The 20,712-nt window shown below is 68.0% G+C and carries 23 protein-coding genes; 8 read left to right on the forward strand and 15 right to left on the reverse strand.

From position 1 onward, the window contains the following. Positions 1–56: 56 nt before the first annotated feature. A complete protein-coding gene (locus tag ACM0PB_RS10005) occupies positions 57–389 on the reverse strand; it encodes a hypothetical protein (RefSeq protein ID WP_065196562.1) in 333 nt (110 codons plus the stop codon). A 152-nt stretch (positions 390–541) separates the two neighbouring features. Between ACM0PB_RS10005 and ACM0PB_RS10010 the strand changes: the two genes are divergently transcribed. Next, positions 542–1,489 carry a nucleoside hydrolase gene (locus ACM0PB_RS10010; protein ID WP_005415667.1) on the forward strand — a complete coding sequence of 316 codons (948 nt, stop codon included), beginning with the start codon at positions 542–544 and terminating at the stop codon, positions 1,487–1,489. Between the two features lie 4 nt (positions 1,490–1,493). Here ACM0PB_RS10010 and ACM0PB_RS10015 read toward each other — a convergent pair whose 3' ends face one another. From ACM0PB_RS10015 to ACM0PB_RS10035, 5 genes are all read right to left on the reverse strand, one after another. After that, entirely contained in the window at positions 1,494–2,753 is a 1,260-nt protein-coding gene (locus tag ACM0PB_RS10015) for an MFS transporter (protein WP_065186004.1), read from the reverse strand. Between the two features lie 184 nt (positions 2,754–2,937). Continuing rightward, the gene (locus ACM0PB_RS10020; RefSeq protein ID WP_235649511.1) at positions 2,938–4,251 is read right to left on the reverse strand and encodes a sensor histidine kinase; all 1,314 of its coding nucleotides are present in this window, start codon (positions 4,249–4,251) and stop codon (positions 2,938–2,940) included. Next, entirely contained in the window at positions 4,248–4,988 is a 741-nt protein-coding gene (locus ACM0PB_RS10025; RefSeq protein ID WP_005415664.1) for a response regulator, read from the reverse strand. Before ACM0PB_RS10025 ends, ACM0PB_RS10020 begins: the two co-directional genes overlap by 4 nt. A 57-nt stretch (positions 4,989–5,045) precedes the next feature. Beyond that, on the reverse strand, positions 5,046–5,591 hold the full coding sequence (locus ACM0PB_RS10030) for a redoxin family protein (RefSeq protein ID WP_414604651.1): 546 nt from the start codon (positions 5,589–5,591) through the stop codon (positions 5,046–5,048). Between the two features lie 3 nt (positions 5,592–5,594). Beyond that, positions 5,595–6,389 carry an alpha/beta fold hydrolase gene (locus ACM0PB_RS10035; protein ID WP_005415662.1) on the reverse strand — a complete coding sequence of 265 codons (795 nt, stop codon included), beginning with the start codon at positions 6,387–6,389 and terminating at the stop codon, positions 5,595–5,597. 342 nt (positions 6,390–6,731) lie between these two features. Here ACM0PB_RS10035 and ACM0PB_RS10040 point away from each other — a divergent pair, with 342 nt between their 5' ends. The 5 genes from ACM0PB_RS10040 (at position 6,732) to ACM0PB_RS10060 (ending at position 10,303) form a co-directional block, all read left to right on the forward strand. Continuing rightward, positions 6,732–7,376, forward strand: coding sequence for an HvfX family Cu-binding RiPP maturation protein (locus ACM0PB_RS10040; protein ID WP_005415661.1), 645 nt, complete (start codon positions 6,732–6,734; stop codon positions 7,374–7,376). Positions 7,377–7,476: 100 nt separating this feature from the next. Then, on the forward strand, positions 7,477–7,953 hold the full coding sequence (locus tag ACM0PB_RS10045) for an HvfA family oxazolone/thioamide-modified RiPP metallophore (RefSeq protein WP_005415660.1): 477 nt from the start codon (positions 7,477–7,479) through the stop codon (positions 7,951–7,953). Between the two features lie 56 nt (positions 7,954–8,009). After that, positions 8,010–8,855: an HvfB family MNIO-type RiPP peptide maturase gene (locus ACM0PB_RS10050; RefSeq protein ID WP_065178138.1), complete on the forward strand. Its 846-nt coding sequence runs from the start codon at positions 8,010–8,012 to the stop codon at positions 8,853–8,855. Further along, complete coding sequence (locus ACM0PB_RS10055) at positions 8,848–9,582, forward strand: HvfC family RiPP maturation protein (RefSeq protein WP_414604652.1); 735 nt, start codon at positions 8,848–8,850, stop codon at positions 9,580–9,582. Before ACM0PB_RS10050 ends, ACM0PB_RS10055 begins: the two co-directional genes overlap by 8 nt. A gap of 82 nt (positions 9,583–9,664) precedes the next feature. Beyond that, positions 9,665–10,303, forward strand: a complete 639-nt coding sequence (locus ACM0PB_RS10060; RefSeq protein ID WP_065178140.1) for a ferric reductase-like transmembrane domain-containing protein — start codon at positions 9,665–9,667, stop codon at positions 10,301–10,303. 137 nt (positions 10,304–10,440) lie between these two features. Here the strand turns inward: ACM0PB_RS10060 and ACM0PB_RS10065 are convergent, their stop codons facing one another. The 6 genes from ACM0PB_RS10065 to ACM0PB_RS10090 form a co-directional block, all read right to left on the reverse strand. After that, a complete protein-coding gene (locus ACM0PB_RS10065) occupies positions 10,441–11,577 on the reverse strand; it encodes a metallophosphoesterase (RefSeq protein ID WP_065178141.1) in 1,137 nt (378 codons plus the stop codon). A gap of 102 nt (positions 11,578–11,679) precedes the next feature. Further along, positions 11,680–13,221 (reverse strand): TerC family protein, encoded by a 1,542-nt coding sequence (locus ACM0PB_RS10070; RefSeq protein ID WP_065186008.1) that lies wholly within the window; start codon positions 13,219–13,221, stop codon positions 11,680–11,682. Between the two features lie 43 nt (positions 13,222–13,264). Continuing rightward, positions 13,265–13,489, reverse strand: a complete 225-nt coding sequence (locus ACM0PB_RS10075) for a helix-turn-helix domain-containing protein (RefSeq protein WP_005415654.1) — start codon at positions 13,487–13,489, stop codon at positions 13,265–13,267. Further along, entirely contained in the window at positions 13,489–13,956 is a 468-nt protein-coding gene (locus ACM0PB_RS10080; protein ID WP_032954010.1) for a DUF2975 domain-containing protein, read from the reverse strand. The genes ACM0PB_RS10075 and ACM0PB_RS10080 overlap by 1 nt, the downstream gene beginning before the upstream one ends. Positions 13,957–14,160: 204 nt before the next feature. Continuing rightward, a complete protein-coding gene (locus ACM0PB_RS10085) occupies positions 14,161–14,742 on the reverse strand; it encodes an NMCC_0638 family (lipo)protein (protein ID WP_065178143.1) in 582 nt (193 codons plus the stop codon). A gap of 94 nt (positions 14,743–14,836) precedes the next feature. Beyond that, positions 14,837–15,268 carry a pyridoxamine 5'-phosphate oxidase family protein gene (locus ACM0PB_RS10090; protein ID WP_053497616.1) on the reverse strand — a complete coding sequence of 144 codons (432 nt, stop codon included), beginning with the start codon at positions 15,266–15,268 and terminating at the stop codon, positions 14,837–14,839. Positions 15,269–15,553: 285 nt separating this feature from the next. Here ACM0PB_RS10090 and ACM0PB_RS10095 point away from each other — a divergent pair, with 285 nt between their 5' ends. Both ACM0PB_RS10095 and ACM0PB_RS10100 read left to right on the forward strand, forming a co-directional pair. Next, entirely contained in the window at positions 15,554–15,991 is a 438-nt protein-coding gene (locus tag ACM0PB_RS10095; protein ID WP_065178144.1) for a hypothetical protein, read from the forward strand. 37 nt (positions 15,992–16,028) lie between these two features. After that, the gene (locus tag ACM0PB_RS10100) at positions 16,029–16,535 is read left to right on the forward strand and encodes a PaaI family thioesterase (protein WP_065178145.1); all 507 of its coding nucleotides are present in this window, start codon (positions 16,029–16,031) and stop codon (positions 16,533–16,535) included. Positions 16,536–16,544: 9 nt separating this feature from the next. On the opposite strand, the gene ACM0PB_RS10105 is transcribed toward ACM0PB_RS10100, so the two are convergent. From ACM0PB_RS10105 to ACM0PB_RS10115, 3 genes are all read right to left on the reverse strand, one after another. Next, the gene (locus ACM0PB_RS10105) at positions 16,545–18,287 is read right to left on the reverse strand and encodes a GGDEF domain-containing protein (protein ID WP_235649507.1); all 1,743 of its coding nucleotides are present in this window, start codon (positions 18,285–18,287) and stop codon (positions 16,545–16,547) included. Positions 18,288–18,449: 162 nt separating this feature from the next. Then, on the reverse strand, positions 18,450–19,475 hold the full coding sequence (locus tag ACM0PB_RS10110) for an AI-2E family transporter (RefSeq protein WP_053497611.1): 1,026 nt from the start codon (positions 19,473–19,475) through the stop codon (positions 18,450–18,452). 116 nt (positions 19,476–19,591) lie between these two features. Continuing rightward, a complete protein-coding gene (locus ACM0PB_RS10115) occupies positions 19,592–20,644 on the reverse strand; it encodes a sensor domain-containing diguanylate cyclase (RefSeq protein ID WP_065178147.1) in 1,053 nt (350 codons plus the stop codon). Positions 20,645–20,712: the final 68 nt, after the last annotated feature.

The following is a 20,712-nucleotide window of genomic DNA, read 5'->3' on the forward strand; positions in this document are numbered from 1 at the left end:
GGGCGTGACCTCAGCGGGGTAGTGCCGGCCGCTGGCCGGCATCCTGGAACATCTCGTCAATCGCCACCACCGCAGCTGCCGCCGTCACCGCTGCCACCGTCGCTGCTGCAGTCGGAGCTGCTGTGACTTTGATGGCTGTAGCTGTCGCCGGATTGGCCGCCCGGATGATCGTAGCCATCGCCGAAACTGTTGTCGCCCCGGATCCCGGAGCCATCGGCCGTAGCCACCGCCATGCACAGGATGGCGCCGACCAGCGGCAGCAGCCAGACCAGCAGCAGCTGCACCGTCCGGCCACCCGCCGACAGCCCATCACGCCTGACGATCACCACGGTGGCCACCACGTTCAGGCCCAGCACCAGCAGGACCAGCAGAAGGGCAACGATCAGCATTCGGCGACTCCATGCCTGGACTGGAGGCATTATGGCCTGCCACCCCGGCAATGGCCCTGCCTGTCATGAAGATGGGACAATGTGGGGGCGCGCCGGCCTGCCCCGTGGCCGCCGGCGCCCCTCGCACCACACGGAAGAAGAAGAACAACAACATGCTGAAAGTCATTTTCGATACCGACCCGGGCGTCGACGACGCCCTGGCCCTGCTTTACCTGCACAAGCACGCCCAGATCGACCTGATCGGTGTCACCACCACCTTCGGCAATGCCTCGGTGGAGTCGACCACGCACAACGCGCTGTACCTGAAGCAGGCCTGGGGCTTCGCCGCCCCGGTCGCGCGCGGTGCCGATGGCCCGCTGCAGCCGGAAGCCACCCCGGAAGCGTGGCCGGTGCACATCCACGGCCACAACGGCCTGGGCAACCACCCGGTGCCGGCCAGCCTGGACGTGGCCGCCGATGCCCGCCCGGCCCATCAGCTGATCATCGATCTGGTCCGCGCCCATCCGGGCGAAGTGACCCTGGTCGCGGTCGGCCGCATGACCAACCTGGCCCTGGCCCTGCAGCAGGCCCCGGACATCGCCGGCCTGGTACGCGGCGTGGTGATCATGGGCGGCGCCTTCCACGTCAACGGCAACATCACCCCGGCCGCCGAGGCCAATATCTGGGGCGATGCCGAAGCCGCCGACGTGGTGTTCACCGCCAGCTGGCCAGTCACCGCGATCGGCCTGGACGTGACCACCCGCGTGGAAATGGACCGTGACGGCCTGGATAAGCTGGCCACCATCGGCGGTGCCGACGCCGAGCTGGTCCGTGCGCTGTCGCAGGATTACGTGGACTTCTACCTGCAGGCCGGCCACAAGGGCATGGTCGTGCATGACTGCTGCGCGTGCATCGCGCTGACCCGCCCGGAACTGTTCCAGTTCGAGCGCGCCAGCGTGCGCGTGGCCACCGACGGCGTCGCCCGCGGCATGACCATTCCCAAGCCGGAAGGCCTGGCATTCGGCCCCAGCGTGTGGGACGGCCACGTGGTGCAGTCGATCGCCATCGGTGTGGATGCGGCCGCGGTACTGGCCGACATCGAGCAGACCCTGAAGGTCTGACCGGCTAGCGCCTGGCCCTGCCCGGGACCGTCTCGGGCAGGGTCCACAGCACCGGCAGCACCAGCACCGCCACCAGCGCGATCATCGCGCCCGGCGCCGCCGCCCAGCCGCTGCGCTCCACCCACCATTGCGCCAGCCATGGCGTTGCCCCGCCGAAGAAGGCAGTGGCCATTGTTACTCCCAGTGCCAGGCCGCTGACCCGGCCTTCGCCTGGGAACTGCTCAGCCGTGGCCGGGGCCGCCACCGCGCTTACACCGCCGGCCACGCAGGCCAGCAGCACCGCCGCCAGCACGATGCCCAGCGCCGTCGCCTGTGCCATCCACGCAAACAGGGACAGCGGCAGCAGCGCTGCCAGCACGGTCAGGCCCAACAACACCGGACGTCGTCCGATGCGGTCCGACAATGCGCCACACAGGGGCGTGATCGCGATCACTGCCACCGCCGCGATCGTCGACAGCCACAGTGCGTCACCCTCATCGTGGCCCTGCGCGTGCAGGAATGCAGGCACATAGGTGATGCCCACGTAGTAAGTGATCGATCCCAGCGCCGAAATCGCGAACGTGCGCGCCACCGCCAACGGATGATGCTGCAGCACATGCCGCAGTGGTGTGGCGGGAATGCTGCCTTCGCGGCGCTGGCGCTCGAACTCCGGCGACTCGTGCATGCCCGAACGCGCAATCAGGATCACCAGCGCAAGCGCGGCGCCGACGAGGAACGGAATCCGCCAGCCCCAACGGTCCAGCTGCGCGGTGGGCAGCAGCGCGACGGTAAGTGCAGAGATCGCCACCGCCAGCAGTGCGCCCACTTCGCTGGCCGCCGAAGCCAATGACGTAACCAGGCCGCGTCGGCGCGCCGGTGCGCTTTCCAGCAGGTACGCCACCACGCCGGTATATTCGCCGCCCACCGAGAACGCCATCACGCAGCGCAGCACCAGCAGCAGCACGCCGGCCGTGGCGCCTGCGGTGGCCGCGGTCGGCAGCAGCGCAGTGGCCAGCATTGCCGCTGCCATCAACGCCATCGACGCGAGCAACATCCAGCGTCGGCCGAGCCGGTCACCCAGGTGACCAAAGCACAGCGCGCCCAGCGGACGCATCAGGTAGGACACCGCGAAGCCAGCCAAGGTCACCAGCAACGCCTGCTCGCCACCGCCGAAGAACACCCGCGACAGCACCGTGGCGAAGTACAGGTACAGGGTGAAGTCGTACCACTCCACCACCGTGGACAGGCCCGCCACCCACATCGAGCGCTGCCGCGCCGCCGTCATTGCGTGTTCGCCTTCAACAGCCTCGGTCCCGGTTGGGCAGGTTCCGCGCAGCGTGGCATGGACGGGGTGAAATGCCGGTCATCGGCTGTCGGCTGCGTGCATGCACTGAGTTTCATGACCGGTGAAGCGCTCACCGCCAAGGCCGAAGCAGAAGCATCCTTGCTGGAACACAAGGCCGGGCAACTCAGCCCGGCAGCTGCAGTTCCGCCCGCAGGCCGCCACCCTCGCGGTTGTGCAACCGCAGCGAGCCGCCCAGCGACTGCGCCAGCTGCACCGCGATGGCCAGGCCCAGGCCGGTCCCGCCGGTATCGCGATTGCGCGAGCTTTCCAGCCGGTGGAACGGCGCCAGCACTGCCTGCAGCTGGCCCTCGGGAATACCGGGGCCACGGTCGGAAATGCTGATCCAGACCCTTCCGGCCTTATCGCGGCCCGCCTCGATCTCGGCGGCGCCGGCGTAGCGCAATGCGTTGTCGACCAGATTGCCGACCACGCGGCGCAGCGGCTGCGGCCAGGTCTGCACGACCAGTCCAGCGGGCGCACCGCCAGTGACCGGCTTGCCCATGTCCTCGTAGTCGCCGACCACACTGGCGAGGAACGCGCCCAGGTCCATCGACACCGGCGCGCCAGCGGCAACGTGGCTGCTGCGCGCATAGGCCACGCCCTCACGCACCAGCTGCCCAAGGTGATCGAGGTCGGCCAGCAGGCGCTGCTGGGTGCTGTCTTCAGGCAGGGTCTCCACCCGCAGCTTCATGCGCGTGATGGGGGTCTGCAGGTCATGCGAGATCGCGGCCAGGATCTGCAGGCGCTCACTGACATGGCCACGAATGCGTGCCTGCAGTGCATTGAGTGCAGCCGCCGCGCCGCCCACTTCCGCAGGGCCATCTTCAGGCAGTACAGGCCCGTCCTTGCCCGGCTGCAGATGCTCCACCGCATGCGACAGCTGCTGCAGCGGGCGCAGGGCCAGGCGCACCGCCAACCACGCGCACACCAGCAGCAGCGCCAGCTGCACCAGCAGCACGGCGGGCAGCCAACGTGCCAGCGGCAGGCCCGACGGAGTGACTTCAATGGTCAAGGGTGTGCCGTCGTGCAGGCGCAGTTCCACCTCGAACCGCTCCGGCAGGCGAGCCACCTGGCGCGCCTGCAACGGATAGCGGTGCTGCAGGCTGTCGTCGATGATCGCCGTGACCTGGCGTGCACGATCGGTCTGCAGCCCTGGTCCGGCCGCGGCCGGGCGCAGCAGGTAACGGTAGGTGCGCCGCTCCAGCCGCGGCACCCAGGCCTCACGCTGCGCCACAGGCAGGTGCTCCAGCAGCGCGACACTCACCGCCACATCCTCGTCGAGGTTGCGCAGCATCATGCTACGGGTGGACTGGTAGCGTTCGAAGAACAGCAGGCCGAAGGACAGCGCGTGGGCCAGGGTGAGTCCGCCCAGCAGGACCAGCAGCAGCCGCGCCGACAGCGTGCGCGGCCAGCGTGGACGGCGTGCGCAGGTGTTCATTCGTCTGGCCCCAGCAACTGCACCGGCACGCTGAACACATAGCCTTCGCTGCGCACGGTCTTGATGTAGGTCGGCTCGCGCGCGTCGTCACCCAGTCGCTGGCGCACGCGGCTGACCAGCAGGTCGATCGAGCGATCAAACAGTTCGGCATCGCGGCCCTGGGTGAGGCTGAGCAGCTGGTCACGGCTAAGCACCCGATTGGCGTGGTCGAGGAACACGCGCAACAGGCGGAACTCGGCGCCACTGAGCGGATACGCAGTGTCCTGCGCATCCAGCAGATGGCGCGCGGTGGTGTCCAGGCGCCACTCGCCGAAGGCGAGCTGGCGCCCGGCCTCGCTCACCTGCAGGTTCGGCGGCAGCATCTGCGTGCGGCGGATCACGGCGTTGATGCGCGCCAGCAGTTCGCGCGAGGAAAAGGGCTTGGTCACGTAGTCGTCAGCGCCCATTTCCAGGCCGATGATGCGATCGGTTTCGTCATCGCGGGCGGTCAGCAGCACCACCGGCACCGCACGATGCTTGCCGGCGCGCAGGTTGCGGCACAGGCTCAGGCCGTCCTCGCCCGGCATCATCACGTCCAGCACTACCAGATCCACCGCATGGGTATCCATCAGCGCGCGCATGGCCCGGCCACCGTCGGCCTGGCTCACGCGCAGGCCGTTGCGCTGCAGGTAGTCGGCCAGCATCTGGCGGATCTCGCTGTCATCGTCGACGACCAGGATGTGCGGTACATGGTTCATTGCGTTCTCGATGAAGACGGAGGTCAGGGCCGCGCTGCGCGGCCATGGTAGCGCGGCTCAAGGGCTGGCCAGCAGGCGCTGGATCTCGCTTTGGGTACGTGCGTAGTCGCCCTCGCCGTAATGGCGGTAGACCACCCGCCCCTGCCGGTCGAGCAGGTACAGCGCGGGCCAGAAGCGGTTGCCCCAGGCGTTCCAGATCCGGTACTGGTTGTCCTGCACCACCGGCCAGGTGATATCCAACCGCGCGATGGCCTTGCGCACGTTGCCGGGCAACCCTTCATGGGCGAATTCCGGCGTATGCACGCCGATCACCTTCAGGCCCTGCGGTGCGTAGCGTGCATGCCACTGGTGGACATACGGCGCCACGTTGAGGCAGTTGCTGCAGGTGTAGGTCCAGAACTCGACCAGCACCACCTGTCCCCGCAACTGCTTCAGTGTGAGCGGTGGGCTGTTGTGCCAGGGTCCGCCACCGTCGAACCCGGTGGCGGGAACGGCCTGTGCCGGCCGCGCATCGGCCTCCGGGCTGGGCCATGCCAGCAACAACACCGCTCCGCCCAGCAGGCCCAGCAGCAGCGGCCGTGCGTACCCTCGCAGTGCGGCCATCGCTCAGCCCCCCTGCTCGGCCAGCGGCAGCTCCACCGGCTTCACCCCCGCCGCTTCCAGGATGCTGTCGGCCACCTGCGCCGGATGCGAAAGCAGCGACACATGGCTGCTGCCGATCGATTGCAGCTGAGCACCGATGCGACGTGCGGTCGCGGCCTGCAGCTGTGGCGACAGCATGCGGTCATCACGGCTGAGCACGTACCAGCTCGGCTTGCTGCGCCAGGCCGCCACGTTCACCACCTCGCCCAGCGCGCTGGCCTTCAACGGGACCTGCGTGCTGTACAGCAGTGCGGCCGACTTTTTCATCACGTCCGGGGCGAAGTCCTGGGCGATGGCATCGGCCGGCAAGGTCAGGTAGCCATCCCTCTCCTGCAGCCGGGCCAGGCCCGGCCCGACCGGGAAGCCTTCGCCCTGTTGCGCCGAAGACTGCCCTGCATCCGGTGCGAAGGCCGCCACGTACACCAGCGCCTGCACCTTCGGGTCATTGCCCGCTTCGGTGATGACCGTGCCACCCCAGCTGTGGCCGACCAGCACCACCTTGCCAGGCGCGGCGGCAATCGCGCGGCGGGTGGCCGCCACATCGTCGGCCAGTGAGGTGAGCGGGTTCTGCACCGCCACCGCCGGCACCTTCCAGTCGTGCAGCGTGGTGAGGACCTTGCTCCAGCTGGAGCCATCGGCGAAGGCGCCGTGCACCAGGATGACGGTGGGCGGTGCAGCGGTATCGGCCTGGGTAGCGAAGGCGGGGGCGGCAGCGCCGGCCAGGGCGAGAGCGGCGGCAAGCAAGGAGGTACGGATCATGGGTGTCACTCCGGTGTCGGGAGTGGCCATTTCCGCCTGCCGGTGTATCGGCGCTGTTTCTCCGTGGCGCGGAGTTGTACCGGACTGTAGGGCGCAGGCGGGTTTCTACACTGGGATACATTTGCGCGACGGGCCAGGCCGGCTACTACCGGCCGGACATCGTTCCCCGCCCGCGTGCGCACAACGCCCCGATGTGCATCCACGCATCGTCTTTGTATCGGACTGTACGAAACCCCGGTCGCGGCCACAGTCGCTGACAAAACCCCGGGCAACGGCACACGTTGCCGATACCTGCACCGCCTGGAATGGCCTCCATCGACCACTGGCCCGCAGGACACCACCATGATCAGCACCGCCTCTTCCGTGTATACCCCCCGCCTGGACGCCGTCGGCCGCTGGCTGTCGCCATTGGCGCTGCGCACCCTGCTGGCCTGGGAGTTCTTTGAGTCCGGCCGCGAGAAGCTGGGCGGCCAGAACTGGTTCGCCGACCTGGAAGGTCGCTTCCCGTTCCCGTTCTCCACCCTGCCCGCATCGTTGAACTGGCAACTGGCCACCTGGCTGGAACTGGTGGGTGCGGTGATGCTGCTGCTCGGCCTGGCCACGCGCTCGGTAGCCTACGTCTTCTGGGTGTTGACGGTGGTCGCCATCGCCGCCGTGCACTGGCCCGACCAGTGGAACGGCCTGGGTGAACTCTGGCAGGGCTACGCGATCACAGACCAGGGCTACGGCAACTTCAAGCTGCCGCTGCTGTTCCTGGCCATGCTGCTGCCATTGATCCTCAACGGCGGTGGCGCGCTCAGCGTGGACCGGCTGCTGGCCGGCCCACAGCATGCCCCCGTCGGCAATGACGGCCTGGGCTGGGGCGTCAGCCTGATCGCCCTGTTGCTGCCGGTTGCCGCGCTGTTGCCCGGCGTCGGCTTCGGCGGCGCCCTGCTCGGTGGCGTGCTGCTGCTGGGCTACGCGCTGCGCCGTCGTCGCACCGTCTGACCTGCTTCGCCCCTTCCCGCGCTTCTTCCTTTCGTTTCCGTCGCCTTCAGGCGGCGTCCATCCCGCACGCCTGGCGTGCCATCCCCAAGGAGTCACCACCATGTCCGTCTCGACCAAGAACACCCCCTCCTCCCGCCTGCCGCGCATTGGTGCCATCGGCATCGCCCTGGCCGGTGGCCTGCTGCTGGCCGGCCAGGCCGCAGCGATCCAACCGCTGGCGATCAGCGCCGTCGCCATGGGCGCCGCCGCCGAAGGCAAGTGCGGCGAAGGCAAGTGCGGGGCCAACAAGGCCACCACCGGCAAGCCCGCCGGCAAGGCCAAGGTGGCCGAAGGCCAGTGTGGCGAAGGCAAGTGCGGCGATGCCTCGTTTGCCCGCACCGACCGTGACCACGACGGCAAGGTCTCGCGTGCCGAGTTCAACGCGGTGGCCGCCAAGCGTGCCGCCGAGTTCGACCGCATCGACACCGACCACGACGGTTACATCAGCGAACAGGAAGCGCACGACTACCTGCGCAGCGTCTACACCGCCAACGGCAAGCCGATGCCGAAGGGCCTGTTCTCCCGCGTTGCCGATTGATCGACGTCCAACCGGCGCTGCCTTCAAGGCGGCGCCCTCTCTCTGGAGCATCCGCCATGTCCCTGCCCCTGCCCTCCAATGCCGCCGGTCTTGGCCTGCGCCGTGGCCTGATCGACGAACTGCTGGCAATGCCGGCCGGCGCCATCGACTTCCTCGAAGTGTCCCCTGACAACTGGATCGGCGTCGGCGGTGCACACGGCGCCGCGCTGCGCCAGCTCAGCGAGCGCCACCCCCTGACCTGCCACGGCCTGTCGCTGTCGCTGGGAGGTCCTGATCCGCTGGACCGCACCCTGCTGGCACAGACCCGTGCCTTCCTCGACCTGCACCAGGTGCAGCTGTACAGCGAACACCTGAGCTACTGCGCCGCCGGCGGACATGTCTACGACCTGCTGCCGCTGCCGTTCACCGCCGAAGCCGTACAGCATGTCGCCAGTCGCATCGCCCAGGTGCAGGACATGCTGGGCCGGCGCATCGCCGTGGAGAACATCTCCTACTACGCCGTTGCCGGCGCGGACATGAGCGAGATCGACTTCATCAACGCCGTGCTCGCCGAAGCCGACTGCGACCTGCTGCTGGACGTCAACAACGTCTTCGTCAACGCCTGCAACAACGATTACGACGCTTTCGAATTCCTGGCCCGCGTGCCGTCCCACCGTGTTGCCTCGCTGCATGTGGCCGGCCATTTCGATGAAGGTGATGGCTTCAAGATCGACACCCACGGTGCCCCGGTGAAAGGCGTGGTCTGGGCGCTGTTGCGCGAGGCCTATGCGCGGGTCGGCGTGCGCCCCACGCTGCTCGAACGCGACTTCAACTTTCCGCCGCTGGCGGAGTTGCTGGCCGAGGTCGCGCAGATCCGCCAGGCGCAAGCCGAGGCACGCTGGCCCGAGGTGGCCCATGGCTGAGTCGCTGGCTACCCTGCAACGGCGCTGGGCCGATCATGTGCGCGACCCAGCAATGGCCGCACCCGACAGCGTCGAGGCGGGCAGGCTGGCGGTATACCGCCGCCTGTGCATCGACAGCCTGGACGCCCTGCTGGCCGGCAGCCTGCCGCGCCTGCAACAGCAGTTGGGCACGCCACACTGGCGCGACACAGTGGAGCACTACTACGCCCACCACGCCTGCCAGACCCCGTTGTTCCCACAGATCGCCGGCGAGTTCACGGCCTGGCTGGCAGTGCAGGACGCGCTGGCACTCCCGGCCTGGGCAGCGGAACTTGCGCACTACGAGAGCACGCTGCAGTCGCTGCGCATTGAAGCGCGTGACGCCGGGCAGTCGCTGCACAGCGTTCCCGAGGGCAGCGATGTGCTGGCGGTTTCGCCGCTGGTGCGGGTGCTGGGCTACCGATGGCCGGTGCATGAGGACGAGGCCCTGGAGCCGGTGCCGAGCGCTGCGCCCACGCTGCTGCTGATCCGGCGCCTCGCCGATTTCAGCCTGCAGGTCGAGCAACTGTCGCCGCTGGCCTACGCGCTGCTATCGATCTTTGGTGACGACGGCGCAGCTGTGGAAGCAGCACTCCGGGCGCTGTCCGAGGCACATGGCGTGGCAACGGACGCATTGCGCGCGGCCTGCGCGCCCGTACTGGACGAGCTGTGTGCGGCGAGCGTGCTGGTTGTGCCGAACGACTGTTGAGGGTGCCGGCCAGCGGCCGGCGCTACCCACTCATCGCCCGGCCAGCGGTCGGTGCTCCCCATTCCTGCTTCGAGGTCTCACCATGCCTGCTTCCAACACTTCCTTCCTGCACGGCTGGCGCCTGTTTGTGGCCATGGCCGTGGTCCTGATCGCATTCGCGCTGGCGGCCTTCGCCCTGTATCCCGATGCAGCCGAAGGCAGCCGTGCGGCGATACGGGTCACTGCACGTACATCGTTCCTGTTGTTCCTGGCGGCGTTCACCGCATCGTCGTTCGCCAGTCTTCTGCCCGGCCCATTCACCCGGTTCCTGCTGCGCGAACGGCGCACCGTCGGTTTGTCCTTCGCGTTTTCGCACCTGCTGCATGCCATCGCCATCACCAGTTTCGGCATCCTCAACCCGGCGTTCTGGCCAGCACGATCCGCGCTGGCCAACCTCCCGGGCACGGTGGGCTACATCGCCATCGTGGCGCTGGCCATCACCTCGCATCGGGGGATCGCCCGCCGCATGGGCCCCACCGCTTGGCGTCGCCTGCACCTGACCGGCATGTGGATCATCGCGGCGGTGTTCACCTACTCGTACTTCAAGCGCGTGCCAGGCAACTTCTGGTATGCGGTGCCGTCGGCCCTGCTGTTCACCGCCTTCGTGGTGCGCTGGATAGCCAAGCGGGCGCAGTCACTGCGGCGCAATGCGCATGCGCGGCCACCGCTGCGGAGTTCTTGAGGAGGCGGTTACTTGTGGAGCCGAGCCCATGCTCGGCTGCCTTTCTGGTTCAGCCGAGCATGGGCTCGGCTCTACAGAGGGATCCCAGCGCGATAGGCAGCGAACTCCCTGCGCAAAGGGACCTGCCCCACTTCAGGTCACGGCGCGCGGCGCAATGTCACCAGGGTGATCTCCGACGGCACGCCGATGCGCGCCGGGAAACCGGCCCAGAGGCCCGCACCGTTGCCCACGTACAGCGTCATCCCATCCACGTCATAGCGGCCGGAGACAAAACCACCATTGGCGCGCTTCACCAGCTGGTCCATGCCGATGATCTGCCCACCGTGAGTGTGCCCGGACAGCTGCAGCTTCACCCCACGCGCCGCCGCCTCGCGTGCATTGCGCGGGCGATGATCGAGCAGGATCACCGGCGCGGACGGATCGGCACCCTCCAGTGCAGCCTGGAGATCCGGCAGCGGCAGGCCGTAGCGTGCCGCCACCGGGTCGGTGACACCGGCGATGGTGAGCGCCGCATCGCCGCGTCGTACCTGCAAATGACTGTTCTCCAGCACCTGCATGTGCAGCGCGCGGAACGCCTGCATCCATGCCTGGTACTGCGCGTAATACTCGTGGTTGCCGGTAATGGCAACGACACCGTCCGGCGCCCGCAGATCGGCCAGGGGTCGCGCGTCGTCGCGACGGGCCTCGACGCTGCCGTCGATCAGATCACCGGTGATCACGATCAGGTCCGGCTTCAGCGCGTTGCCCTGGTCCACCACCCTGCGCACCCAGTCACCTGTAAGCAGGCGGCTGGCATGGATGTCGGTCAGCTGCAGCACGCGATAGCCGTCGAACGCCGCTGGCAGCCCGGCAATGCTCACCTCGATCTGCCGCGGCTGGGGCACTGCCATGCCCTGGCTGACACCATAACCACTGACCAGCAGGGCCAGCACGCCGGCCGCCGGCCGCAGCTGCGGTGCACGCAGGGCCGATACCATGCGCGGCCAACGCAGCAGGCGCGAAACCAGCAGGCCGGCGTCCAGTACCAGCATCACCAATGCCAGCAGCAGCACCGCCGTGGAGCCGGTGGCCAGCGTGGCGATGGCCAGTTTCGGAATTTCCGGCGACGCCATCGTGCCCCAAAAGGTCGCCACGATGCGCAGCTGCACGGCCACAGCCACCATCAGCAGCGACAGCACGACCTTCAACCCGATGGGCATGCGCAGCGGCCAGAACAGGCGCCAGGCCACATACAGGCCCATCAACAAACCGATCGTACTCAGCACTGCAACCATCCATGACAGAAAGCGGGCCCGCCATGGTGACGGCTGCGGGCCATGTTGTGTAGAGCCGAGCCATGCTGGGCTGCATCCCCGAAGCCCAGCATGGGCTCGGCTCTACAACGGCTGGTCGAGGTGTTCCACCCGCAGGCGGGCAATGCGGCGCTTCTCCATCGCCAGCACGGTGATGCGCACACCCGCCACCTCCACCGCATCGCCGGTGTCCGGCAGCCGGCCCAGCTGCTCCAGCACCAGCCCGGAGATGGTCATGTAGTCGGCACTGCGTGGCAGCGATACGCCGGTCAGCCGCTGCAGGTCGTCCAGGGTCAGCGCACCGTCGGCCTCCCACTGGTCCTCGCCCTGCGCGACCACGCCATAGCGCTCGTCCTGGGTATCGACCAGATCGCCGGCAATCGCCGCCAGCAGATCGTTGGCGGTCACCAGGCCTTCCACGCTGCCGTACTCATCCACCGCCACCGCCAGCGGTACCGGATGCTGGCGGATCAGTTCCAGCGCCTGCAGCGCACTGGCGCTGGACAGCACGTACTGCGGCTCGCGCAGGTTGCCTTCCAGCTGCAGCGGCCTGCCCTGCAGCAGGTCAGCCAGCAGGTCGCGGCTCTGCACCACGCCACGCAGGCTGTCCAGGTCACCATCGCCCACCAGCAGCCGGGTGTGTGGCGATGCCACCAGGCGGGCCACCACATCCTCCTGGCCCCGCGCCAGGTCGATCCACTGCACATCGGCGCGCACGGTCATTACGCTCGACACCGGACGGTCAGCCAGGCCGAGCACGCTACGGATCATCTCGTGCTCGGCCGGCTGCAGGCGCTCTTCGGCATCTACCGGCTCGTCCACGCCGTCATCGGAATGGCCGTTGGCCGGGCGCGCCCCGAGCATGCGCAGCACCGCATCAGCGGTGCGCTGGCGGAACGGCTGGCGGCGCTCGTTGCGCTCACGATTGAAACGCACCCACTGGTTGAACGCCTCGACCAGGATCGAGAAGGCGATCGCGGCGTACAGGTAGCCCTTCGGGATCTTGTAGCCCAGGCCCTCGGCCACCAGGCTGAAACCGATCATCAGCAGGAAGCCCAGGCACAGCACCACCACGGTGGGATGCTTGTTGACGAAGCGGGTCAACGGCTTGCTCGCCAGCAGCATCAGCGCCATCGCGATGGTGACGGCGGCATACATCACGCCCAGGTTGTCGACCATGCCGACCGCGGTGATCACCGAGTCCAGCGAGAACACCGCATCGAGCACCACGATCTGCGCCACCACCATTGCGAAGCTGGCGTAGACCTTCTTGCCGTCTTCGTGGTGCGCGCGGCCTTCCAGCCGTTCGTGCAGCTCCATGGTGCCCTTGAACAGCAGGAACAGGCCACCGCCCAGCAGGATCAGGTCACGCCCGGAGAAGCTGTGCTCGAACAGCGTAAGCAGCGGCGCGGTCAGTTTCATGATCCAGGCCAGCGCCGCCAGCAGCACCAGCCGCATCAGCAGGGCCAGTGCCAGGCCGATCACCCGCGCGCGGTCGCGCTGGTGGGGCGGAAGCTTGTCGGCAAGGATCGCGATGAACACCAGGTTGTCGATGCCGAGCACGATCTCAAGCACGACCAGGGTTGCAAGGCCCATCCAAATCGAGGGGTCAGTCAACCATTCCATTTCAGGTCCGTTTCGTCAGTGGGCAAGGGAGAAGAAGAAACACTCAGTCTGCTTCCTGCGCCCGCGCCGGGTCGTACCCGAGCAGGTCGCCAGGCGTGCATTGCAGCTCCCGGCAGATCGCATCCAGCGTGGAAAAGCGGATGGCGCGCGCCTTGCCGGTCTTCAGGATCGACAGGTTCGCCAGGGTGATGTCGATGCGACCGGCCAGCTCGGACAGGGTCATGCCCCGTTCCTGCAGCACGCGGTCCAGGGTGATGACGATTGCCATCAGATGACACCGTCGAGGTCATCGCGCATCGCCGCGCCCACGGCGAAGACGCGTGCCAGCACGAACAGCATCAGCACCGCCACCAGCCCGGTGATCGACATGCCGCCGCCCACCTCCATCCAGCTGAAGTCCGGGCCCATCCAGGCCGCGTAGGCGCCGATCAGGATCGACAGCAGCTCCATCGCCAGCATCAGCCACGCCATGCGTTGCAGTCGCTGCGCATTGGCGTGGGTGAACGGCCTTTCGCGCGCCGCCGATTTCAGCAGCCGCAGCAGATGGCGCAGGAACAGCAGGCACAGCACCAGCAGCGCGACGATCACAGCCAGCCCCAGGCAGAAGTGCAGGAACAGGGCGTTGCCGTGCGCAGCAGCGGCAGCGGCATCGTGGACGCTGTCGAGCAGCCAGCGACGGTCGTGCGCGACCAGCGGCACGGCCAGCAGTGCGGCCAGGATGCCCAGCCAGCACATCGCCCGGACGGCCTGGACGGCGGCCTGGGCCAGGGTGAACAAGCCTCGCGCGGATCTGGCGCGGGCGGGACGAGCGGTCAAGCGGCCTCCGGCATTGGGGCGGCCTCGCCGCCCCGGGGTGTATTTATCGATAAACGATATATCACAACCAGCGTGAAAGGCTGAATCGCGGGCATGGGCAGCCTGCGCGGCGCGGGGCCAGCGTTACCGACTGGGTGCAGCCTGTTCCAGCATCGCTTCGCCCGGCGTCACCGAGGCCATCGCCTGCACGCCGGCCTCGGCGGCCTGCCGCGTGACCAGCCGGAAACGCACCTGCAGCTTGGCCTGCCCGGGCGTGGCCCAGCCGTACTGGATCGCCACCTGGTCCGCCGACAACGGCCCACGGCCTGGCAGCGAGCGCGCCTGCAACGGCGTCGGCGCCGCCTGCACCAACCGGGCAAAGCCCTTCTGCACGACCGCCGCGTCGGCCTTTTCGGCGTAGACCGTGCACGTGCCATCGTCAGCCCAGCTGACTGCATAGCGGCCGCTGGCCAGCGGCACCATCCAGGCCACGCCCGACTGCCCCTGCAGCAACGTTGCCGCCTCGGCAGGCTGCAGCGGTGACAGCCCGTTGGATTCCATCAACGACTGCAACCGCGCTGGCGCGCCGATGTGCTGCATGCAAGCGGTATCGAACAACTCACTGAAAGGGTCCTGCGCCTGTGCGCTGGCCTTGGGTGCACGCGCAGGCTGCGCCGCCACCAGGGCAGGCAGCAGGGCCAGGATCAGCCAGGAGGCAGGGCGCATTGGAACTCCAATGTACGGAACGCAGCGGGGAGGATGGCAAAGCCCGGGCGTGGCGTGCAACGGCCGCGTTGCCGCCGGCCTCCCCGCACCGGGATCAGGCTGTGATTTCGCCCTCGTCCTCGCCATCCCAGTAGTGGATGCGGCTGGCGCGCACATGGATCAGTACCAGTCCTGGTGTATCCACTCCCTGTTCGAACCACCGCTCCAGGTCCTTCACCCAGTGCTCGCGCATCGTGGCCCGATCGCGCACCAGCGCTGCCCTTCCCTGCACGTGCACGAACAGCGGCGGCTTGCCCAGCAGCGACTTGCTGCCGGAGAAACCCAGTGCGACGGCAGGGTCAGCCTCGATCTCGCGCACCATGTCGGTGTCTTCCATGGTGAAGAACCAGCTGTCACCGTCATAGTCCACGTCACCGTTGTTGCTCATGGGGCGACCGGCAATTTCTCCACCGGCGTGGGTCTGCAGCATCGTGAAATCGATGCCGGCCATTTTCTTGGCAAGTTCTGGGAGGGTGAGCTGGGTCACGGCGTGGTCCTTGATCGGAGGGACGCCCAGCGTCTGCGCAGAGCGGTGACCGGAAAGTGGAGGAGCACTTGCGGCCTCTTCACGGGAAACGAGATACGGCGCATGGTCCGTGCGTGACGCACTCCACACCACCATACCCACGTTAAAAGCAGATGGAGGAACGCCCCTGCGAAGCACCACAGCCGGCTAACAGGGGGCTGCCGGAGAATCGCGCAACCCCGTGGCACGACCGGCGTGGCAGCCGGCATCCGCGCGGCGACTCCTTCGCAACCGCATGGCCTCCACATGGATCTGTTCGCCTGGCTCGCGTTCGGCTGCTACCTGTTGGCGTTCTTCATTGTCTCGCTGTTTGCTGCAGCCTATCTGAAGCGCTCCGACTTCATGCCCTACCACGGGCAAGCCGTGGGCGTGCCGTGGGCGGAGATCGAACCGCGCATGCAGGTGCTGCTGATGGCGCTCATCCGCGTGGTCGGCGCCGGGTGGATCGCACTGGCCGGTGCCGGCGTGATGCTGGCCTGCCTGATCTTCTTCGGCGGTCACTTCGCACTGCCGCAGCTGCTGGCGTTCCAGCTGTTCTGCCTGGTCGCCACGCTGCCGCCGGTGCTGGTCGCCTCCGGTGTGCGGCGGCGTACCGGCGCACGTACACCGGTGCCCGCTGGCGCCGCGGTGGTGCTGCTGTCGGTCATCGGATTCGTGCTGGCCCTGTTGTCGCTACCGCAGTGAGTCCCCTTTCTCTCCCCTCCCCCCACGAGGCCCCACAATGAATCCCGAATCGATCTTCTACAGCGTGGTCAACGGTGATCTGCCCCCCTCCCAGGCCGGCACCCTGCTCGGCTGGCGCTTCGTTGGCTACGACGATGCATTGCGCCGCATCCAGGTCGAATTCGAAGCCGGCGCCGTGCTCACCAACCCAATGGGCAATGTGCAGGGCGGTTTCCTGTCAGCGATGCTGGACGACTGCATGGGGCCGGCGATCTACGCCACCCTGCCCGCCAACCGCATCGCGGTCACGGTGGAATCCAAGACCAGTTTCGTCAGCCCGGCGCGGCCCGGGCGGATCATCGGGTGGGGCGAGGTCGAGCACAGCAAGGGCAGCATCGCCTTCACCCGCGGCTGGCTGACCGACCCGGCCGGCAAGGTGCTGGCCACCGCCAGCGCCACGTTCCGGGTGGGTGCACTGCGCTGGCGTGGGCTCTCGGTGCCGCGTCCCATCGCGCGCCGGATGATCGCGCGCACGCTGCGCCGCGTGCATGCGCGGATCGGCTGATGGGTGCCGTCAACGTGCCTTGCGGCCGCCACCGGCCACGCGCACGCGGTCGCGCCCCTGTGCCTTGGCCTGGTACATGGCCGCATCGGCGGCACGCAACAGGGTGCGCCAGCCCAGCGCATCGGTGCCACCCGCGGCCACGCCGAAGCTGGCGGTGACCCGCAGCACGTTGCCACCGGCCAGTGCGATGTCCAGCTGCCGCAGTGCCATGCGCAGCGACTCGGCCAATTGGCGTCCGCCGGCCAGGTCGCCGTCGGCCAGCAGCACCAGGAACTCCTCGCCACCGTAGCGGGCGATGCTGTCGCTGCGGCGCAGGTGGCGCTGCAGCAGCTGCGCCACCTGCACCAGCACCTGGTCGCCCGCATCATGCCCATGGCCGTCGTTGATGGCCTTGAAGCGATCGACATCCAGCAGGATCACCACCGCACTGTTGCCGCCGTCGGCATGCCGCTGCTGTACCCTTTCTTCCAGCGCGCGCCGGTTCAACAACCCGGTCAGCTCATCGGTGCCGGCCAACTGGCGCAGCTCGCTGGTCAACGCCGAGCGCTCGCGCGACTTCTCGCGCAGCACTTCAATGGCATCGAACAGGCGCTGCATCTCGGCCAGCGGGTGGGTCACATGCTGCTCCGGGCCGGGCGCTTCCGAGGCGATCTGGATGACCTGCTTCTGCGCCTGCAGCAGTGGCCGCAGGATCTGCAGGTGAGCAATGCGCAGCGCCACGCCAAGCACCACCAGCGTGCCCAGCACCGTCGCCACCAGCACCACCAGGCGCGTCGCTTCGCGGTTACGGGTGCGCTCGAAGCGGGCGATGGACACGCTCAGGTAACCGTCGCGCAGCGCCTCCAGCGACTGCAGGGTCGGCACGTAGCGCGTGGTGAACTCGGCGGCGGTCCACGGCGGCGGCACGCCACGCCGGCCATCCTCGATCAGCTGTTCGATCATTGGCAGCGATTCGCCGAAGAACTGGCGGCGCGCCATATCCCAATGCCAGGACAGCGCCGGATCACTGCGGAACACCGCTTCATGGCTGCCTGCCAGCCGCCACAGCTCCAGCAGGCGGCCTTCGGTCTGCAATGCAGCCCGCACCTGTTCGTCACGCCAGGCCCCCGGCACCGCGACCGGCGCCATCACGTTCGAGGCCAGGCGGCCACCATGCTCGCGCAGGTCGATCAGCACCTGGCCCTGCATTGCCGGGATCGCCGCTTCGCGGTCGGCACTGACCAGCACGCCGATCTGCGTCGAGGTCAACACGTGCAGGCGATCGACCACGGCGAACATGCTGCTGATCGCGCGCTCCACGTCTTCCACCCGGCGCGCGTCGTGCGACTGTGCCGCCACCTGGTCCACTGCGGCCCGCGCCGACTGCAGGCGACGTTGCACGTCGGCCAACAGCCCATGTTCGCCGACCACGCCGGGATCGGCCTTGAACACGGTGTCCAGTTGCAGCAGGGCGGTGTCGACCCGCTTGCGCGCAAACGCCAGCTGCGCGGTCAGCCGGGCCTGTTCGGCCGCATCGGCCGTATTGGCTCCCAGCAGGCTGTTGGCGGGGCCGCGCTCGGCCGACACCTGGTTGGCCAGGTCGAAGGTCTGCTGCAGCCGGCGCAGGCTGACCAGGTTGTCCTCGGCGGCGGTGAAGCGCAGCGTGCCCTGCACCAGTGCGATGGCCATCAGCGGCAGCGTACAGACTACGAACAGCCCGGCCAGGATCCAGACCCAGGTCCGCAATCCGATGGGCGACGCCTTGCGGGCCATGCACATTTCCCCTGTCGTGCGGAACACTGTAGCGGCCGCCGGCACAGGCGCCAAGCCGCTGACGGGCCAACCGTGGCCGTGGGTACACCGTGCGCGCCGCGAACGCACCGACAAGGCCGCGCGGACGCTCGAATCGGGACAAATACGTCATGCCCCGCCGCGTCAGATCCAGCGCTGGTCGACCAGTTCGCGCTTCACGTAGGCATAGAACACCGGCGCGGCGACCAGGCCCGGCAGGCCGAAGGCCGCCTCCATCACCAGCATGGCCAGCAGCAGCTCCCAGGCCCGCGCCTGGATTTCGCCACCCACAATGCGCGCGTTGAGGAAGTACTCCAGCTTGTGGATCACGATCAGGTACAGCAGCGCCGCCACCGCCACATAGAACGAGACCGACAGTGCGACGATGGTGATGATCGTGTTGGAGATGATGTTGCCCACCACCGGCAGCAGGCCGGCCAGGAAGGTGATCAGCACCAGGGTCTTGGACAGCGGCAGGTGCACGCCGAACAACGGCAGCACGCCCAGCAGGAAGATCGCGGTGAACACGGTGTTGAGCAGCGAGATCTTCACCTGCGCGAACACCACCTGACGGAACGCGGTGGCCAGGCGGCTGGTGCGCCCGACCAGCTCCTGCGCCAGCGGACCCATCTTCGGCAGCGGCAGTTCGTCATACAGTGCGATCATCGCACCCAGCACCATGCCGATCAGTACGCGCACACCCACCTGGACCACCGAGGTACCGGCCACGCCCAGCTGGCGCTGATGCTCGGCGGCCCAGTCGTTCAGCGCCGCGCGCAGCGCTGGCATGTCTTCGGGAATGTAGGGTTGCAGCAGCGCCGGCACCTGGTGCCGCGAGGTGTTGAGGATCTCCATCAGGCGCGCCAGCAAAGCGTCCGGGCCACCGGTCTCGTTGCGGAAGAACGAGGCCACGCCGATCCCGGCCAGCACCAGCGCGCTGATGATGATCGCCGACAGCACGATCACTGCGATCGCCCGTGCGCGTCCCGGCGGCAGCCTGCCTTCCACGGTGGAGGCCAGCAGGTGGGTCAGCTGGAACACCAGCAGGCCGGACAGCAGGGTGACCACCAAGCCCAGTTTCAGCGCCAGCCACATGCCCAGCAGCATCATCAGCCATGCCGCGATCCTTGGGATGGGGGGCTTGGGCTGGGCAACGAGAGCGTCTTGCATGGGAGCGCGTCCGGGCGGGGTGGCCCATGGTAGAGGATTGGCGTGCTGATTCCGCGTGCAGGATGAATGGGCATTTCATCCGCGTTCGGCGGCAGCCGTGCCGTCCCCACGCGCGCTCACTCGCCGTAGCTGGCGGTGTTCTTGCCCTGGCGCTTGGCGTGGTACAGCGCGCGGTCGGCCAGTGCCAACCAGTCCTCGACACTGCCGCCACGCGGCGTGGCCGCAATGCCGATACTGACGCTGAATTCCACCCCCGGCGTGGCCTGCCGCGCGGCCTCGAGCAGGTGCAGGCGCACCCGCTCGGCCACCTGCATTGCATCGACGGGCGCGCAGTCGCGCAGCAGCACGACGAACTCATCGCCCCCCAGCCGCGCGGGCGTATCACCCGGGCGGGCAACGGTGCGCAATGTCGCCGCGATATGCCGCAGCACCTCGTCACCGGCGCGGTGGCCGTGCGAGTCATTGATGCGCTTGAAGTCGTCCACATCGAGCATCAGCAGGCAGGCAAAGCCGCCCTGGCCCTGTGCCCGGTCCAGCGCCTGCTGCGCACGCAGGATCAGGAAACCGCGGTTGGCCAGCTCGACCAGCGGGTCCATCCGGCTGAGACGCTGCAGCTGGCGGTTCTGCGATTTGACCCGGCGCGCCAGCTGCCAGCTGAGAATGCTCAGGCCGATGCCATACACGAACAGGAACGGGACACTCAGCATGATCGTGCGCTGCGAGGTGACCGGCTGGTAAGGGAAGCCGAGCGCCCACCAGGTGAGCGCAAAGCCCACCAGCAGGGCCAGCGTGGCGCGCATCGCCAGGCGAACGCCACCGGCAGCGATCTTGTCGGCCACCAGCAGTGCGGCGAACAGTGCACTGGGCACCGCGCTCAATGCCATGAAGGCGATCCAGCCACCGCCGAACAAGGAGTCGGCCACCATGCAGCGGAACTGGACGAGCGCGGGCTGGCCGGAGCGCTGGGTCAGCTTCAATGCCAGCGCAGGCCACGCCAGCGCGTTGAGCAGCAGCAGGACCCATGCCAGCGGCCCATCGTGGCGCTCGAGGATGATCGAAGCGATGGGGATCGCCCCCAGCCCATTGCCGACGAAACGCATCCAGCCGATGCGACGTGCCGCGCCAATGCCTTCGACCGCGCCTTCCGCCGAATCGGTAAAGAATGGCATTGCCCCCCCCTGCGCGATCGCACCCGCTGCTACGGCCCTTGCCGGGCTGCCTGCGATGAGTCTGACAG

The sequence above is a fragment of the Stenotrophomonas sp. AR029 genome, from assembly GCF_047520695.2.
Classification (GTDB): Bacteria; Pseudomonadota; Gammaproteobacteria; order Xanthomonadales; family Xanthomonadaceae; genus Stenotrophomonas; species Stenotrophomonas sepilia.